The organism is Salmonella sp. 32082101201600294FB01SM01 (assembly GCF_017572865.1).
Classification (GTDB): Bacteria; Pseudomonadota; Gammaproteobacteria; order Enterobacterales; family Enterobacteriaceae; genus Salmonella; species Salmonella enterica.
The window spans coordinates 528495-544767 of sequence record NZ_JAGESB010000002.1; the positions used below are offsets into that span (position 1 = coordinate 528495).

General features: G+C 52.5%; 15 protein-coding genes and 1 riboswitch. Of the genes, 8 read left to right on the forward strand and 7 right to left on the reverse strand.

Annotation, left to right across the window (positions count from 1 at the left end):
* Nucleotides 1-44: 44 nt before the first annotated feature.
* Nucleotides 45-833 (reverse strand): 4,5-DOPA dioxygenase extradiol, encoded by a 789-nt coding sequence (gene ygiD, locus J4645_RS12305; protein WP_001520560.1) that lies wholly within the window; start codon nucleotides 831-833, stop codon nucleotides 45-47.
* A 140-nt stretch (nucleotides 834-973) separates the two neighbouring features.
* On the opposite strand from ygiD, the gene zupT reads away from it, so the two are divergent.
* Nucleotides 974-1747 carry a zinc transporter ZupT gene (zupT, locus tag J4645_RS12310; RefSeq protein WP_000115874.1) on the forward strand — a complete coding sequence of 258 codons (774 nt, stop codon included), beginning with the start codon at nucleotides 974-976 and terminating at the stop codon, nucleotides 1745-1747.
* A 66-nt stretch (nucleotides 1748-1813) separates the two neighbouring features.
* Here the strand turns inward: zupT and J4645_RS22350 are convergent, their stop codons facing one another.
* Nucleotides 1814-1990, reverse strand: a complete 177-nt coding sequence (locus J4645_RS22350; RefSeq protein WP_000469257.1) for a hypothetical protein — start codon at nucleotides 1988-1990, stop codon at nucleotides 1814-1816.
* 399 nt (nucleotides 1991-2389) lie between these two features.
* Between J4645_RS22350 and J4645_RS12315 the strand changes: the two genes are divergently transcribed.
* From J4645_RS12315 to dsbI, 3 genes are read left to right on the forward strand one after another with little or no spacing between them, the layout of a single operon-like run.
* The gene (locus J4645_RS12315) at nucleotides 2390-4186 is read left to right on the forward strand and encodes an aryl-sulfate sulfotransferase (RefSeq protein WP_023214426.1); all 1797 of its coding nucleotides are present in this window, start codon (nucleotides 2390-2392) and stop codon (nucleotides 4184-4186) included.
* A 19-nt stretch (nucleotides 4187-4205) separates the two neighbouring features.
* Complete coding sequence (locus J4645_RS12320; RefSeq protein ID WP_000096230.1) at nucleotides 4206-4877, forward strand: thiol:disulfide interchange protein DsbA/DsbL; 672 nt, start codon at nucleotides 4206-4208, stop codon at nucleotides 4875-4877.
* 14 nt (nucleotides 4878-4891) lie between these two features.
* Nucleotides 4892-5569: a protein-disulfide oxidoreductase DsbI gene (gene dsbI, locus J4645_RS12325; protein WP_000345576.1), complete on the forward strand. Its 678-nt coding sequence runs from the start codon at nucleotides 4892-4894 to the stop codon at nucleotides 5567-5569.
* 170 nt (nucleotides 5570-5739) lie between these two features.
* On the opposite strand, the gene ribB is transcribed toward dsbI, so the two are convergent.
* Complete coding sequence (gene ribB / locus J4645_RS12330) at nucleotides 5740-6393, reverse strand: 3,4-dihydroxy-2-butanone-4-phosphate synthase (protein WP_001076978.1); 654 nt, start codon at nucleotides 6391-6393, stop codon at nucleotides 5740-5742.
* A 105-nt stretch (nucleotides 6394-6498) separates the two neighbouring features.
* Nucleotides 6499-6697: riboswitch (FMN riboswitch) on the reverse strand.
* A 132-nt stretch (nucleotides 6698-6829) separates the two neighbouring features.
* Here ribB and ubiK point away from each other — a divergent pair.
* Entirely contained in the window at nucleotides 6830-7126 is a 297-nt protein-coding gene (ubiK, locus tag J4645_RS12335) for a ubiquinone biosynthesis accessory factor UbiK (RefSeq protein ID WP_000566824.1), read from the forward strand.
* A 73-nt stretch (nucleotides 7127-7199) separates the two neighbouring features.
* On the opposite strand, the gene glgS is transcribed toward ubiK, so the two are convergent.
* The gene (gene glgS, locus J4645_RS12340) at nucleotides 7200-7409 is read right to left on the reverse strand and encodes a cell surface composition regulator GlgS (protein ID WP_000928927.1); all 210 of its coding nucleotides are present in this window, start codon (nucleotides 7407-7409) and stop codon (nucleotides 7200-7202) included.
* A 257-nt stretch (nucleotides 7410-7666) separates the two neighbouring features.
* Between glgS and J4645_RS12345 the strand changes: the two genes are divergently transcribed.
* From J4645_RS12345 to J4645_RS12355, 3 genes are all read left to right on the forward strand, one after another.
* A complete protein-coding gene (locus J4645_RS12345; RefSeq protein ID WP_023214427.1) occupies nucleotides 7667-8287 on the forward strand; it encodes an OB-fold-containig protein in 621 nt (206 codons plus the stop codon).
* 18 nt (nucleotides 8288-8305) lie between these two features.
* Nucleotides 8306-9985 (forward strand): flotillin family protein, encoded by a 1680-nt coding sequence (locus J4645_RS12350; protein ID WP_023214428.1) that lies wholly within the window; start codon nucleotides 8306-8308, stop codon nucleotides 9983-9985.
* Between the two features lie 238 nt (nucleotides 9986-10223).
* Nucleotides 10224-10283 carry a type I toxin-antitoxin system Ibs family toxin gene (locus J4645_RS12355; protein WP_001804776.1) on the forward strand — a complete coding sequence of 20 codons (60 nt, stop codon included), beginning with the start codon at nucleotides 10224-10226 and terminating at the stop codon, nucleotides 10281-10283.
* A gap of 159 nt (nucleotides 10284-10442) precedes the next feature.
* Here J4645_RS12355 and hldE read toward each other — a convergent pair whose 3' ends face one another.
* The 3 genes from hldE to J4645_RS12370 form a co-directional block, all read right to left on the reverse strand.
* Nucleotides 10443-11876, reverse strand: a complete 1434-nt coding sequence (gene hldE, locus J4645_RS12360; protein WP_000867679.1) for a bifunctional D-glycero-beta-D-manno-heptose-7-phosphate kinase/D-glycero-beta-D-manno-heptose 1-phosphate adenylyltransferase HldE — start codon at nucleotides 11874-11876, stop codon at nucleotides 10443-10445.
* A gap of 47 nt (nucleotides 11877-11923) precedes the next feature.
* Nucleotides 11924-14767 (reverse strand): bifunctional [glutamate--ammonia ligase]-adenylyl-L-tyrosine phosphorylase/[glutamate--ammonia-ligase] adenylyltransferase, encoded by a 2844-nt coding sequence (gene glnE, locus J4645_RS12365; RefSeq protein WP_000188317.1) that lies wholly within the window; start codon nucleotides 14765-14767, stop codon nucleotides 11924-11926.
* Between the two features lie 117 nt (nucleotides 14768-14884).
* Nucleotides 14885-16186 (reverse strand): inorganic triphosphatase, encoded by a 1302-nt coding sequence (locus J4645_RS12370; protein ID WP_023214429.1) that lies wholly within the window; start codon nucleotides 16184-16186, stop codon nucleotides 14885-14887.
* Between the last annotated feature and the right edge of the window lie 87 nt (nucleotides 16187-16273).

Genomic DNA, 16273 nt, shown 5'->3' on the forward strand with positions numbered 1-16273 from the left:
ATGCGCGTAGCGCCATCGGGCAACCATTCCGCGCCTTATCCGGCCTACCCCACCTGCACCGACAACATACTTATACTGCCCATCTCAATACCGTCGACCGGGATGGTGATAGGTTCCTTGCCGTCCCAGGCGCCAAGTACATACAGCAAAGGTAAAAAGTGCTCCGGCGTCGGGTTCGATAAGGCCCCCCCTTCATGTTGCAGATAATTCACCAGCGGGTGCTGTTCCACCGGCCCCTGCCACGTCAGATTGGCTTTCACAAAGTCATTAAATGACGCCGCCCAGGGATACGGTATATTGTCACCGTGCCAACGCACAGTCCGCAGGTTATGAACCACATTCCCGCTGGCCACCAGCATCACGCCTTCGTCACGCAGCGTCGCCAGCTTACGACCCACCTCAAAATGCCATGCCGCCGGTTTGGTACTATCAACACTAAGCTGCACCATCGGGATATCCGCATTCGGGTACATCTTGATCAATACGCCCCAGGAGCCATGATCAAATCCCCACGCCTCTTTATCGAGCGCGACGGGAACGGGAGCCAACAGTTCAACCAAACGCTGCGCCAGCGCAGGCGATCCAGGGGCCGGATAATGCGTGTCATACAGCGCCTGCGGAAAACCGCCAAAATCATGGAGAGTTTGCGGCCTTTCCATCGCTGTGACGCCCGTCCCGCGGGTATACCAGTGCGCCGACACCACCACTATCGCCTGTGGTCGAGGCAGGGCTTCCCCCAATCGCCGCCAGGCGCGGGTATAATCGTTATCGTCCAGCACGTTCATCGGGCTGCCATGCCCCAAAAACAATGCTGGCATACACGTTAAAGACATGATGTTATCCTTACAGGAAAGACATTTTGTTAACATCACCATACGCTTTCTTCACAGAGGAAGAACTCAGATAACTATGATGAAGATCATCAGTTATTTTGAAGGTCAGGTTCGGACGGCAAATTGATAAGGAGTAATGGATGTCAGTACCACTTATTCTGACCTTACTGGCGGGCGCCGCCACCTTTATTGGCGCGTTTCTTGGCGTTCTCGGCCAAAAACCGTCTAATCGCGTGCTGGCTTTTTCTCTGGGCTTCGCCGCAGGGATCATGCTGCTCATCTCGCTGATGGAGATGCTGCCCGCCGCGCTTGATACCGAGGGAATGTCGCCCGTACTGGGCTACGGGATGTTTATTATCGGCCTGTTGGGCTACTTCGGGCTGGATCGCCTGCTTCCTCACGCTCATCCGCAGGATCTGGTGCAAAAAAGGCAGCAGCCGCTTCCCGGCTCGATAAAACGCACTGCGATTTTATTGACGCTCGGCATTAGCCTGCATAACTTTCCGGAAGGGATCGCCACCTTTGTCACTGCCAGCAGCAATCTTGAACTGGGTTTCGGCATCGCACTGGCGGTGGCGTTGCACAATATTCCTGAAGGTCTGGCGGTTGCCGGTCCGGTTTATGCCGCGACGGGCTCAAAACGTACCGCGATTTTTTGGGCCGGTATCTCCGGCATGGCGGAAATTCTTGGCGGCGTGCTGGCGTGGCTGATTTTGGGCAGCCTGGTTTCGCCAATCGTTATGGCGGCTATCATGGCGGCAGTCGCCGGTATTATGGTGGCGCTCTCCGTCGATGAACTGATGCCGCTGGCAAAAGAGATCGATCCTAACAATAACCCCAGCTATGGCGTGCTTTGCGGTATGTCCATCATGGGGCTCAGTCTCGTCATTTTGCAGACGATAGGTATCGGTTAAGAGAAACCTCGCGCCGGATGCAGGCCTTTAGCCAGGCAACATCCGGCTGCCCGTCAAGGATATGCGCTATTTCTGCTCATTCATCACGCTGTCGCCTTCGTTCGTCTGGCGAAAACGTTTCGTTCGCGCTTCAAGTAATGCATCTCTGTCTTGCCGAAACGCTCTGCAATAACGCTTCATATGGCAAATATACCCTACTACCACCAGAACGATTAATATTATCCAATACCAGGCAATAAACATCCTTTTTACCCTTAAAATTTAACATCACTAAACATTTAACGTTAAAATTTTACATACCCTTATTTTGACGTATTCATATACTGGCATATTTGTGGAACAAATAAATGATTTTGATCATATAAATCAGTGGTGAAACACAATAATGAAAGAGGTATTAAGCAGAAAACAATGTCGATAAGATCACACTTCGTACTAATTTATATTGTTCTTAAAATATCACACTCCTACTATCGACTCACTCAGGCAATTAAAAAATATTGATACAAAATATACTTTAAAATAAGTAATAGCATCATGACTTATATTTAAAGACCAATCATTTACCTCATTTATCATTAATAAAAACATAGTATATTCAGAAGTATTATATTTAGAAGTTGTATATAAGGAGATATATCCATGTTTGACCAATACCGGAAAACAATACTTGCCGGTGCCGTCGCACTGACATGCGGACTCACCGCAGCCAGTACGTTTGCCGCAGGTTTTCAACCGGCGCAGCCCGCAGGGAAATTAGGCGCAGTCGTTGTCGATCCTTACGGTAATGCCCCTCTCACCGCACTGGTGGAATTAGATAGCCATATTATTTCAGACGTTAAAGTTACTGTACATGGCAAAGGGGAAAAAGGCGTTCCCGTTACTTATACCGTTGGGAAAGAGTCTTTAGAAACCTATGACGGTATTCCTATTTTTGGCCTTTATCAGAAATTTTCCAACAACGTCACGGTAGAATATAAAGAAAACGGCAAAGCCATGAAGGATGACTATGTGGTGCAGACGTCCGCCATCGTCAACCATTATATGGATAACCGTTCTATTTCAGATCTCCAGCAAACGAAAGTTATTAAAGTCGCGCCAGGATTTGAAGATCGCCTTTATCTGGTAAATACCCATACCTTTACGCCGCAGGGCGCTGAATTTCACTGGCACGGCGAAAAAGATAAAAATGCGGGCATTCTTGATGCCGGTCCGGCGGGCGGGGCTTTGCCTTTCGATATCGCCCCTTATACGTTTGTGGTCGACACCCAGGGTGAATATCGCTGGTGGCTGGATCAAGATACCTTCTACGACGGCCACGATATGAATATCAACAAACGCGGCTATCTGATGGGTATTCGTGAAACGCCTCGCGGCACCTTTACCGCGGTGCAGGGCCAACACTGGTACGAGTTTGACATGATGGGGCAAATTCTTGCCGATCATAAACTGCCGCGCGGGTTCCTGGATGCGTCTCATGAATCCATCGAAACCGTGAACGGCACCGTACTGCTGCGCGTCGGCAAACGCGATTACCGCAAAGAAGACGGCATACATGTTCATACGATTCGTGACCAAATCATTGAGGTCGATAAGTCTGGCCGCGTAGTAGACGTTTGGGATTTAACCAAAATCCTCGACCCTATGCGTGATGCGCTGCTCGGCGCGCTGGATGCGGGCGCAGTATGCGTGAACGTCGATCTGGCCCATGCCGGACAGCAGGCGAAACTCGAACCGGATACGCCGTATGGCGATGCGCTTGGCGTTGGTGCCGGTCGTAACTGGGCGCACGTCAACTCTATCGCTTATGACGCGAAAGACGACTCCATCATCCTTTCTTCCCGCCATCAGGGTATTGTAAAAATTGGTCGCGATAAGCAGGTGAAATGGATACTGGCACCGTCTAAAGGCTGGAATAAGCAGCTAGCCAGTAAATTGCTGAAACCGGTAGACGATCATGGTAAGCCGTTGACCTGTGACGAAAACGGCAAGTGTAAGGACACCGATTTCGATTTCACCTATACCCAACATACGGCATGGCTTTCCAGCAAAGGCACGTTAACGGTCTTTGATAACGGCGATGGTCGCGGCCTGGAGCAACCGGCTCTACCGACCATGAAATATTCCCGTTTTGTCGAATATAAGATCGATGAGAAGAAAGGCACCGTACAACAAGTTTGGGAATACGGTAAAGAACGTGGATATGATTTCTATAGTCCTATTACCTCGGTTGTTGAATATCAAAAAGACCGCGACACCATGTTCGGCTTTGGCGGTTCTATTAACCTGTTCGACGTTGGTAAACCAACAGTCGGCAAACTGAATGAGATTGACTATAAAACGAAAGAAGTGAAAGTTGAAATTGATGTGCTGTCGGATAAGCCCAACCAGACTCACTATCGTGCGTTACTGGTTCATCCAACGCAAATGTTTAAATAAATCACGGGAAGGAATTAATATGTCATCTAAATGGATTACCTCTTTATTTAAAAGCGTAGTATTAACCGCGGCATTGGTCACTCCTTTTGCAGCATCGGCTTTTACCGAGGGCACAGATTATATGGTTCTGGAGAAACCGATTCCTAATGCGGATAAAACGCTGATTAAGGTATTTAGCTACGCCTGCCCTTTCTGCTACAAATATGACAAAGCCGTAACAGGTCCGGTTTCTGATAAAGTAGCCGATCTTGTTACGTTCACCCCGTTCCACCTGGAAACAAAAGGCGAATATGGCAAACAGGCCAGCGAAGTATTTGCAGTCCTGATCGCCAAAGATAAAGCTGCCGGGATTTCGTTATTTGATGCTAAATCACAATTCAAAAAAGCGAAGTTCGCCTGGTACGCGGCTTACCATGATAAGAAAGAGCGCTGGTCAGATGGGAAAGATCCGGCAGCATTTATTAAAACCGGGCTGGACGCCGCAGGCATGAGCCAGGCTGATTTTGAAGCGGCGCTGAAAGATCCTGCCGTTCAGGAGACTCTGGAAAAATGGAAAGCCGCCTATGACGTTGCCAAAATTCAGGGTGTTCCGGCTTACGTCGTCAACGGCAAGTACCTTATCTATACCAAAAACATCAAATCCATCGATTCTATGGCTGAACTCGTCCGGGAACTGGCCACTAAAAAATAAGCAGGGAAACGATTATGGATTTTATTAAGGGATTATGGCGAGACCTACGCGCAAGACCAGTAGATACGCTGGTGAGATGGCAGGAACAGCGCTTTCTGTGGCTGTTAATGGCCATCGCGATGGGAGGGTTAATTATCCTGGCGCACTCGTTCTTCCAAATCTATCTCTACATGGCGCCGTGCGAACAGTGTGTTTACATTCGTTACGCGATGTTTGTGATGGTAATTGGCGGGGTGATTGCGGCGATAAATCCCAAAAATATCGTGCTGAAGCTGATTGGCTGCATCGCGGCGTTTTATGGCAGCATTATGGGCATTAAGTTTTCTATTAAGCTTAATGGTATCCATCATGCGGTACATAATGCGGACCCCGATTCACTTTTTGGCGTGCAAGGATGTTCGACTGACCCGACCTTTCCTTTCAACTTACCGTTGGCGGAATGGGCACCGGAGTGGTTTAAACCTACCGGAGACTGCGGTTATGACGCGCCTATCGTCCCTGATGGCGTAACGCTCAGTAGCGTACAGCAGTGGTTTGTCGATCTCTACCAGCAGTCTGAAGGCTGGTATCTGCTTCCGCCCTGGCACTTTATGAACATGGCACAGGCATGTATGTTGGCCTTTGGGTTGTGCCTGATTCTGCTGCTGGTGATGAGCGGCGCCTGGGCATTGAAACTGGCCAGAGGCAAATAACCTGAATAGATAAACCAAAGCAGAGGTCTGCATTCAGGCCTCTGCTTTTCTCACAATAATTTTACCATTCAGCTTATTCGTCGTTCTTTGAAACTGAACAGTATGGCACCGAAGGAATACAAAAAAGCCGATGACATCTCATCGGCTTTTTTCAACCATGATCCGTTCGATCAGCTGGCTTTGCGCTCATGTGCCTGGCGGTAAGCCACCAGATCTTCAATCGTGACCACCGCCATATTATGCTGGCCTGCAAACGCGATACACTCCGGCGCGCGCGCCATCGTCCCATCGTCGTTAGTCAACTCGCACAGTACACCTGCAGGTTTAAAACCGGCCAGCGTCATCAGATCGATGGTCGCCTCCGTATGACCGCCGCGCGTCAGCACGCCGCCCGCCTGAGCGCGCAGTGGGAAAACGTGCCCCGGACGGTTAAGATCGGACGGTTTTGCGCCATCCTTAATTGCCGCACGCACCGTAGTGACACGGTCAGCGGCGGAAACGCCGGTGGTCACGCCTTCTGCGGCTTCAATGGTCACGGTAAAACCGGTGCCGTAGGCGCTGGTGTTGTTTTCCACCATCATTGGCAAGTCGAGCTGCTTACGACGGTCTTCAGTAATGCACAGGCAAACAATACCGCTACCGTGACGAATGGTTAACGCCATCTGTTCTACGGTCATCGTCTCTGCGGGGAAAATCATATCGCCTTCGTTTTCACGATCTTCATCATCAAGCACCATCACACCGCGTCCTTCACGCAGCGCATCCAGTGCAAGTTCAACACGTTCAAAAGGCGTACCAAAAGAGGAAAGTAGCGTCTGATTCATGGTAAAAAAACCTCATTAACATTATGGTTACCAGAATCAGGGCAGTCTTAGGAGTGCCGACAAGCGGCAAAAAAATAACGTGAGCGGGTCCATGCCCGACTGGATCGTTACCCTCTCCCATCCGGACTTTAACCGTCGGCCCCGGAATTACACCGGATCTGCTGACCTTTTCGCTATGGCAAAAAGCGCTCGCGGGCTTTCAACCTGCTCTCCGCGTTCCGTCACGGCGCGCCGTGATGAGAAATGCGTTAAACATCGCTGATTTACCGCCGGTGGGGAATTTCGCCCCGCCCTGAGAATAAGCGGGTTAACTATAACGCTATTGATTACCTTCATCAACGCCTTTACTCCGTATGACGTCACACAATTCTGGTTTATGGCGTCCACATATCGCACTACAATAAGAGCTAACACTTACCAGTTCAGGGAAACCACAATGATTGACCCGAAAAAAATTGAGCAAATCGCACGCCAGGTTCATGAGTCAATGCCGAAAGGTATTCGCGAGTTCGGGGAAGATATCGAGAAAAAAATCCGTCAAACGCTGCAATCTCAGCTGACGCGTCTCGATCTGGTGAGCCGCGAAGAGTTTGATGTCCAGACTCAGGTCTTGCTGCGCACCCGGGAAAAACTGGCGCTGCTGGAGCAACGCCTCAGCGAACTGGAAGCTCGCGACAAGCCTGAAGAAGTAAAACCTGCGCCCGCCATCCCGCCAGTCGATCCACAAGAGTAAAAACGTGAACGGGCCTGACGGCCCGCTCATATAAGATCTGAATAATGCCCTGCACCTGTAAAGGGAGCCTGCATTAGTGTTCTAATTCTAACCTTTTCGCCTGAGTCGCCTGCTGGCAGTAAAGCGCGTAACGCTTGCAAAACCAGTCGCGGTGCTCCTCGTCCATATTGCCGGTTACCGCCTGGATATCAACAGGACGCCCCTCCGCCTGCATTCTGGCAAAACTGCGCGCCAGAAAATCGAAATTATTTAATGAATAGACGTTATTGTTGTTCATCAGCATACCCTCCAGTTATTGAATTCTGTTAAGGCTATATGCTTTTTCTAATTTCAGTATTTCCCTATATGTACGGCGGTTTTATACATAACGTGCGCAAATTTAATGCGCAAAATCACAATATTCACCAAAGATAGCGACGGATAAATCGCTTTTCGGACTTAAGGAGATATGGGTCACATGATATTGTAACGCAATGAAATAACAAGCATGAAAATTATCACGCGAACACCCTTCTGAAGGCGGCGACAAGGATAGAAAATATGACCTTATTTGCGGAGTATAACAGCCCCTATCTGTTTGCCATCGCGTTCGTTTTCTTTATCGGCGTGCTGGAGATGATTTCTCTGATTTTTGGCCACTTTCTTTCAGGCACGCTCGACGCCCATCTCGATCATTATGACGCCCTGTCATCTGGCCCTGCGGGCCAGGCGCTTCATTATCTGAATATTGGACGCGTTCCCGCACTGGTCGTCCTCTGTCTATTGGCTGGTTATTTCGGCCTCTTCGGTATCCTCATCCAGCATGGCGGGATCATGCTCTGGCAAGCGCCGCTCAGCAATCTGCTGCTGGTCCCGTTGAGCATTGTCCTGTCGGTCTTTGCCGTGCATTACAGCGGAAAAATCCTCGCGCCCTGGCTACCCAGAGATGAAAGCTCCGCCCTCAGGGAAGAGGAATTTATCGGCGGCATGGCAATTATTACCGGCCACGCCGCCGTCGCCGGTACACCTTGCGAAGGAAAATTTACCGATAAGTTCGGCCAGATTCACTATTTACTGCTGGAACCCGAAACGGGAAAAGAATTTAAAAAAGGAGACAAGGTGCTGATTGTCTGCCGACTTTCCGCAACGCGTTATTTGGCTGAGCGTACCTTCTATGTCTAATTGAGAGGAACTTACATAATGGATGATGTTTTTGGCATATTGCCATCATGGATGTTTACCGCCATCGTTGCGGTTATCGTCTTACTAATTATCGGGATCATTTTTGCTCGCCTCTATCGCCGCGCATCTGCGGAACAGGCGTTTGTCCGTACCGGGCTTGGCGGGCAAAAAGTGGTGATGAGCGGCGGCGCTATTGTGATGCCAATCTTTCACGAAATTATTCCGATCAATATGAATACCCTAAAACTTGAAGTCAGCCGTGCTACCGTCGACAGCCTGATCACCAAAGATCGTATGCGCGTTGACGTGGTCGTCGCTTTCTTCGTGCGTGTAAAGCCCTCTGTTGAAGGTATTGCCACCGCCGCACAAACCCTTGGCCAGCGAACGCTGTCGCCGGAAGATCTGCGTATGCTGGTTGAAGATAAATTCGTTGACGCCTTACGCGCTACCGCAGCCCAGATGACGATGCATGAGCTACAGGACACGCGTGAAAACTTCGTTCAGGGCGTACAAAACACCGTTGCGGAAGATTTGTCGAAAAACGGCCTGGAACTGGAAAGCGTCTCATTAACCAACTTTAACCAAACGTCCAAAGAGCATTTCAATCCAAACAATGCCTTTGATGCCGAAGGTCTGACGAAACTGACGCAGGAAACCGAACGCCGCCGTCGTGAACGTAATGAAGTGGAACAGGATGTGGAAGTAGCGGTGCGCGAAAAGAACCGCGACGCGCTTGAACGCAAGCTGGAAATCGAGCAACAAGAAGCCTTTATGACTCTGGAGCAGGAGCAACAGGTTAAAACCCGCACCGCCGAACAAAACGCTAAAATTGCCGCTTTTGAGGCCGAGCGCCATCGTGAAGCAGAACAGACGCGCATTCTTGCTGAGCGGCAGATCCAGGAGACGGAGATCGAACGTGAGCAAGCAGTACGGTCCAGGAAAGTTGAGGCCGAGCGTGAAGTACGTATTAAAGAGATCGAACAGCAACAGGTGACAGAAATCGCCAACCAGACGAAATCTATCGCCATTGCCGCCAAATCCGAGCAGCAATCGCAAGCGGAAGCGCGCGCCAACGACGCGCTGGCCGATGCGGTTCGCGCCCAGCAAAACGTAGAAACCACCCGCCAGACCGCCGAAGCGGATCGCGCCAAGCAGGTCGCTCTGATCGCCGCGGCGCAGGATGCGGAAACCAAAGCGGTCGAACTGACCGTTCGGGCAAAAGCAGAGAAAGAAGCGGCAGAATTGCAAGCCGCCGCCATCATCGAACTGGCGGAAGCAACGCGTAAAAAAGGTCTGGCGGAAGCCGAAGCGCAGCGGGCGCTGAATGACGCTATCAACGTACTATCTGACGAACAAACCAGCCTCAAATTTAAACTAGCGCTCTTACAATCGTTGCCTGCTGTTATTGAGAAGTCTGTTGAACCGATGAAATCCATCGACGGCATTAAGATTATTCAGGTCGATGGCCTCAATCGCGGCGCGATGGCGGGCGACGTCGCCGCTGGCGGCGCTAACGGGGGAAACCTGGCGGAACAAGCGTTATCTGCCGCGCTCACCTATCGTACCCAGGCGCCGCTGATCGATTCGCTGTTAAACGAGATTGGCATCGCCGGCGGCTCGCTAAAGGCGCTGACCACACCGTTGGTTTCATCGGCAACGGATGAGATTAATCACGAAGCAACGGTAAAAGAGCAATAACCCCCGCCATATCTCCTGTCCCTGGTCATAAGGCCGGGGATTTTTTTATCTTTTTTCCACCTTGTCTGTACAAAGCGTTATGACCAGCAGGCCGTTTTGCGTGGGCGATCCAGTAACGCAAAATCGGCGGGAGAAAGCCCTTGCGCCAGACAGGCCACTCACCAACAATCGCGATGTCAGCAAGGGGCTGAAACGGGAAAGCCCCTCCCGAGGAAGGGGCTTTAATAAGGAAAGGGTTATGATGCACCAGGTCATCATACTGATTGTTCTGTTACTGATAAGTTTCGCAGCTTACTAACAGCCAATCAGAGGGGGGAGAGATCCCCTCTCACCCTTATTCCTTTACTCTAGGTCGAAAAAAAAGCAGCGTCAACCGCGAGATACGCGTCGAAACAAAATGTCCGACGCGCCTTCAAAATCAGCGCCCGCAGCGTCTGTAACGCCTGATGACGCGGTTTTACTTCTCGCTCTCGGTCTGGATCTTTTTGATGATATTGGTCGTGGAACAACCATCTTCGAAGTTCAGCACCATGACTTCGCCGCCGTTGGCCCAGACCTCTTCGCTGCCCGCGATCTCTTCCGGCTTATAGTCGCCGCCTTTTACCAGCAGATCCGGCAGAATACCGGCAATCAGTCGTTGCGGCGTATCCTCTTCAAAAGAGACAACCCAGTCGACTGACTCCAGCGCGCCCAGCACGATCATACGCTGTTCGAGCGGATTAACCGGACGGCTTTCGCCTTTCAGACGTTTAGTCGAGGCGTCACTATTGACCGCAACAATCAGGCGGTCGCCCAGTTTGCGCGCGTTCGCCAGATAAGAGACATGGCCCGCGTGCAGAATATCGAAAACGCCGTTGGTCATGACCACTTTCTCGCCACGCTTACGCGCGCTGGCGACGGCCTGTCCCAACTCCTCTTCGGTCATAACGCCGAAGCCGGTATCCGCGCGTCCGCGCACTGCGTTTTCCAGCTCAATAGGGGAAACCGTTGACGTCCCGAGTTTACCTACCACTACGCCCGCCGCCGCATTGGCGAAATAACACGCCTCTTCCAGGGTATTTCCCGCCGCCAGCGTCGCCGCCAGCACGCCGATCACCGTATCGCCCGCACCGGTAACATCATAAACTTCCTGCGCCTGCGTCGGCATATGTAGCGGCGCTTTATTCGGTTGCAGCAGCGTCATTCCCTGTTCGGAACGCGTGACCAACAGCGCGGAAAGATCGTAATCGGCAATGAGTTTCATGCCGCGTTCAACCAGTTCGTCTTCGCTTTTACATTTCCCCGCGACCGCCTCGAATTCAGAAAGGTTTGGCGTCAGCAGCGTGGCGCCGCGGTAACGTTCAAAATCCGTTCCTTTCGGATCGATGAGCACCGGCACGCCCGCCTGGCGCGCCAGGGAAATCATAGTCTGCACGCTGGTCAGAGCGCCTTTGGCATAATCGGACAATACCAGCGCGCCGATCGATCCCAGCGCCTGGTTGATACGCTCATGCAACGGCTGCGGGTCCACGCCCTCAAAGCCTTCTTCAAAATCAAGACGAATGAGCTGCTGATTACGTGATAGTACGCGCAGTTTGGTAATCGTCGGATGCGTCGGCACAGAAACGAAGTCGCACTTCACATTGACCTCCGCCAACGTTTTGCTCAGCGCGCGCGCGGCGTCATCAATACCCGTCAGGCCGACCAGACGGGCGTTCGCTCCCAGAGACGCAATGTTCATCGCCACGTTCGCCGCGCCGCCCGGACGTTCCTCAACGGTATTTACCTTAACCACGGGCACCGGCGCTTCCGGTGAAATACGGCAAGTGGGGCCATACCAATAGCGATCCAGCATTACATCACCCACAACCATGACGCCTGCACGTTCAAACGCTGGCAGATTTACTTTCATTCCTGTCTCCTGAGAGATTCAAAATTTGCGCGCGATAATAGCATAATTCAAACGGCTACCAGCCACTTCCGCCAGCTTGCCTGCACCAGCGCGCGCTCTTTGCTAAAACACGTCTGCGCCACATGACCGGGAAGCTCCTGCAACGCCAGGTGGTGCAGTTCATCACGCAGTGTGGTGTAGGCTACCGTCAGCGCCTGCGCTTCGTGTTCATCCATAATGTCGTTTTGCGCCAGAAGCTCCAGGATGCGCACGTTATCAGACCAGCGCGTTAATTTAGGTTTTTCATGAGCGTAGCGCAGTACCAGATATTGCGCGATAAACTCAATATCCGTAATACCGCCTTCATCAGCTTTAATATCAAAACGATCGCGATGCTTATTGCCGAGATGCGCCCGCATTTTCTCGCGCATTTCACGCACTTCAGTCTGCAATGTCTTGCCGTCGCGCGCCGTCGTCATGATAGTGCGGCGCACCGTATCAAACTGTGAGGTAAGCTGCGGGTCGCCATATACCACGCGAGCGCGTACCAATGCCTGATGTTCCCAGGTCCAGGCTTCATGCTGCTGATAATCGGCAAACGCGTCCGCTGAAGTCACCAGCATTCCCGCCGCGCCAGAGGGGCGTAGACGCGCATCCACCTCATACAAAATGCCGGAGGAGGTGCGCGTACTGAACAGATGCATAATGCGCTGCGCCAGGCGCAGATAAAACTGCCGCCCGTCGATTTCGCGTTCGCCGTTGGTCATGACGTCCATCGGACAGTCATGCAGGAAGATGAGATCCAGATCGGAACTGTAGCCCAGCTCCCATCCGCCCAACTTGCCATAACCGACAACCGCAAACCCCCGCCCCTGGCGCTCGTCCAGATGCACTGGCTGACCATAACGCGCAACCATTTGCGTCCACGCCTGCTGCACCACAGCATCAATCATCGCCTCTGCCAGCCATGTGAGGTGATCGCTCACTCTCATCACCGGCAGCGTACCGGCAATATCCGCCGCCGCAATCCGCAAAAGCTGTGCCTGTTTAAACTGGCGTAATGCCTCCAGTTGTTGTTCTTCGTCCTCTTCCGGCACGCGCAGTAAATATTGGCGTAATTCGTCGCGGTAAGCGTCGGTAGCCGTCGGCTGATAAAGCGTGCCGGGGTCGAGCAGTTCATCAAGCAACAACGGATAACGCGCCAGTTGGCTCGCTATCATTGGCGAAGCGGCGCAGAGCATAATCAGGTGTTTCAGCGCGCCAGGAAATTCGCTCAGCAGCTCCAGATAGGTGGTGCGAGTGACAATCCCCGCCAGCAACGGCGTTATCCGCGATAGCGTAACAGCGGCGTCTTCGCGGGAACAGACATCAGCAAGCAGGTGCGGCATCAGTTGGTCCAGCACTTGCCGCCCGCGCGGGCCGATAGGGCGTTTATCCAGTTCCTTACGGAAGTCAGCGATGAGGGTCAGAACCTGTCGCCGATCCTCATCGGCTAAATGCGCCAGCACTGGCGTCGAATCATCCTCCTGTAGCGCATCCTGCCATACTTCACGCCACGGCTCTGAACGTTCTTCCTCCTGCGGGGTATCGGCTTCATCATCGCCAATTAATTCGTTGAATACGCGGCGTACATTAGCCATATGATCCGTCAGTTCGCCAACAAGCTGCGGCCAGTTCTCCGCCTTCATTCCCCAGGCCAGCCGCGCCCGGTTCAGATCGTCGGCAGGCAACGTTTGTGTCTGTTCGTCATTGATGCTTTGCAGCAGATTCTCCAGACGACGTAGAAAAAGATAGGCCACGCGCAGTTGCGCCACGTCATTCTCAGGCAGCAAATGCAGCGCAGCGATAGCATCCAACGTCGGCAGTAACGAACGCGACTGTAGCGACGGCTCGCGCCCGCCGCGGATGAGCTGGAATACCTGCACGATAAACTCAATTTCACGAATACCGCCCGCGCCAAGTTTAATGTTGTCCTTCAAACCGCGGCGTCGCACTTCGCGGGCGATCATCCCTTTCATATTGCGTAGCGACTGGATGACGCTAAAATCGATATAGCGGCGGAAAACGAAAGGTCGCAGCATGGCGCGTAATTCACGAGACCAGGCGTCGTCGTTATCGCCCATTAGCCGCGCTTTCACCATGGCGTAGCGTTCCCAGTCGCGTCCTTGCTCCTGATAGTAATCCTCCAGCGCGGCAAAACTCAGTACCAGCGGGCCGCTGTCGCCAAACGGTCGCAGGCGCATGTCCACCCGATAGACAAAACCATCCATTGTGGGCTGATCCAGCGCTTTGATCAGCCGCTGCCCGAGACGCGTAAAAAACTGGGCGTTATCGAGTTCACGACGCCCGCCCCGGGTCTCGCCATGTTCCGGCCAGGCGAAAATCAGATCGATATCAGACGAAAAATTCAGTTCGCCGCCGCCCAGCTTGCCCATGCCTAAAATCAACAGCGGCTGCGGAACGCCCTGCGGGTTACAGGGGGTTCCCCATTCGCGGCAACAGGCGGCATACAGCCAGTCGCGCGCCCCCACAATGAGCGTCTCCGCCAGATGGCTCAACTGTTGTAAAATAGTCTCATCGTCCACCAGCGACAGCGTCTGCGCCCAGGCGATGCGTACCATGATGCGACGACGAAAAAGCCTCAGTTCACGCATCAGCGAGGCGTCGTCACAGACACCTGCCAACGCCTCCTGTAACCAGCCAGCATAATGTCGCCATTCATCAGCCTGCGGCGATGCGGATTCCAGTTCGGCAAGCCACTCCGGATGCGCTATCACGCTATCCAGCGCAAAATCGCTAAATGTAAGTACTGACTTCGCCTGCACGCTAAGCGATGTCTCAGTAAATCCTTCTGGTAGGCGCTCAACAACGGTCTGCCAGTACTGCGATAAGGGTGAAGAGAGCGGCGTCATTTAGGGGATATCCTTTAAATAATGCCGGATGGCGGCATTTCGCCTGACCCGGCCTACAAGTCCGCATACCGTAAGCCTGATAAGCGCAGCGTCATCAGGCGCTTTCTACGGTTCTGATTATTGTTTTCCGCTGTGCAACCAGAACGGCTGCTGGTTAATGGCCTCATTACGGAAATGTTCAATTTCAATACGTTGTCCGGTAATAATGGCGTGACGCAATCCCTGCCAGTTCTCCAGCCATGCCTGCGCGATCATCGCATCATAATACCCAGCCAGCAGTAAAACGCTGTCGATATCGCGAGTCAAACGCGGCAACTGGTCGCGATACTTATCACCCAGCGGTTGTCCAAAGACTTTTTTTAATTCAGCAGCATGACGAGAAAGATGAATGTCGGCGAAACGCTTAAAAGAATCGGCCATTTTGGCCTGCGCCTTCGCGTCCAGAAATGGCTGCCAGGCTTTCGTCACCAGCCATTCCGTCAATGCCAGTTTCGCCATCGCCGTTTGCGTACTATAAACGGCTGTGACGGCGGACACCGCGGATGTCATCGTCGCTTCCGCCTGGGTAAGTAGATCACGTAAGTGAGCGCTCGCTTTACGTGGAACAATGCCCCCAAAGAGCATTAAGGCATGGCGCACTAATCCCATAGCATCCAGCACGTGTTCTTTCGCCGACTCGTCGCCGCGCAGCCAGAGCTCTTCATGGTACTGCCACTGTGACAACGCCAGATCCAGCGAAGCCTCCAGCCCTTGCTCTACCGTGGCTTTCGCGGCAGTCCGCAGAATTGCCGTTGGTGTATTCTCTCGCGGCGCATTCCCCTGCGCCAGGTGATAACCTCGCGCCGCCTTACTCAGACTGCCCTGACGCAAACCGGTTTGCGACAGCAGTTGCTTCGCCAGTTTTAACACGGCGCGCGTATCGCCGCGAAGCAACTCAAGCTCCAGCTCACAAATCGGTTCGGCAAACTCGCCCGCTTTTACGTCGCCGAGATCGAGCGCAATTTCAATCCTGCTGCCGTCAACGTCCAGACACCATTTTTCCCGGTAAAAATCGGTACTGAACAGCGGCTGTACGCTTGATGCCAGGCCAGCGGGCAGGTTGCCATCCGGCCAGACCTCCGCCGGAAGTTGCGTCAGATCCAGCACGGGTTCGCTTAGCGCGACATTGTATTCGGGTCGCTGGTGCAGCCCCCCCGTTACCCGGCCGGCAATTTTCATGGTCATTTCATAGCGCCCATTTTCACCACGAATACGCAGCCCCATATCATGGCGGCGTAGCCAGTTATCAGGCGTTTCGAAGTAGATATTCAGTAACTGGCTGGGCGCATGATGCTCGCCGCCGAGCGTATGAAGATGATTTCGCAGCGCATCTACGGCGTCGTGATTGACTATAAACTTTAATTCGATTTCCTGAGCCATGGCCTTGTACTTATGGGTTATGTCACATCTGGGAAGATTCTTGGCGAACTTACCCGCATTATTTTTGTCAGTAGATAGTATTTTGCG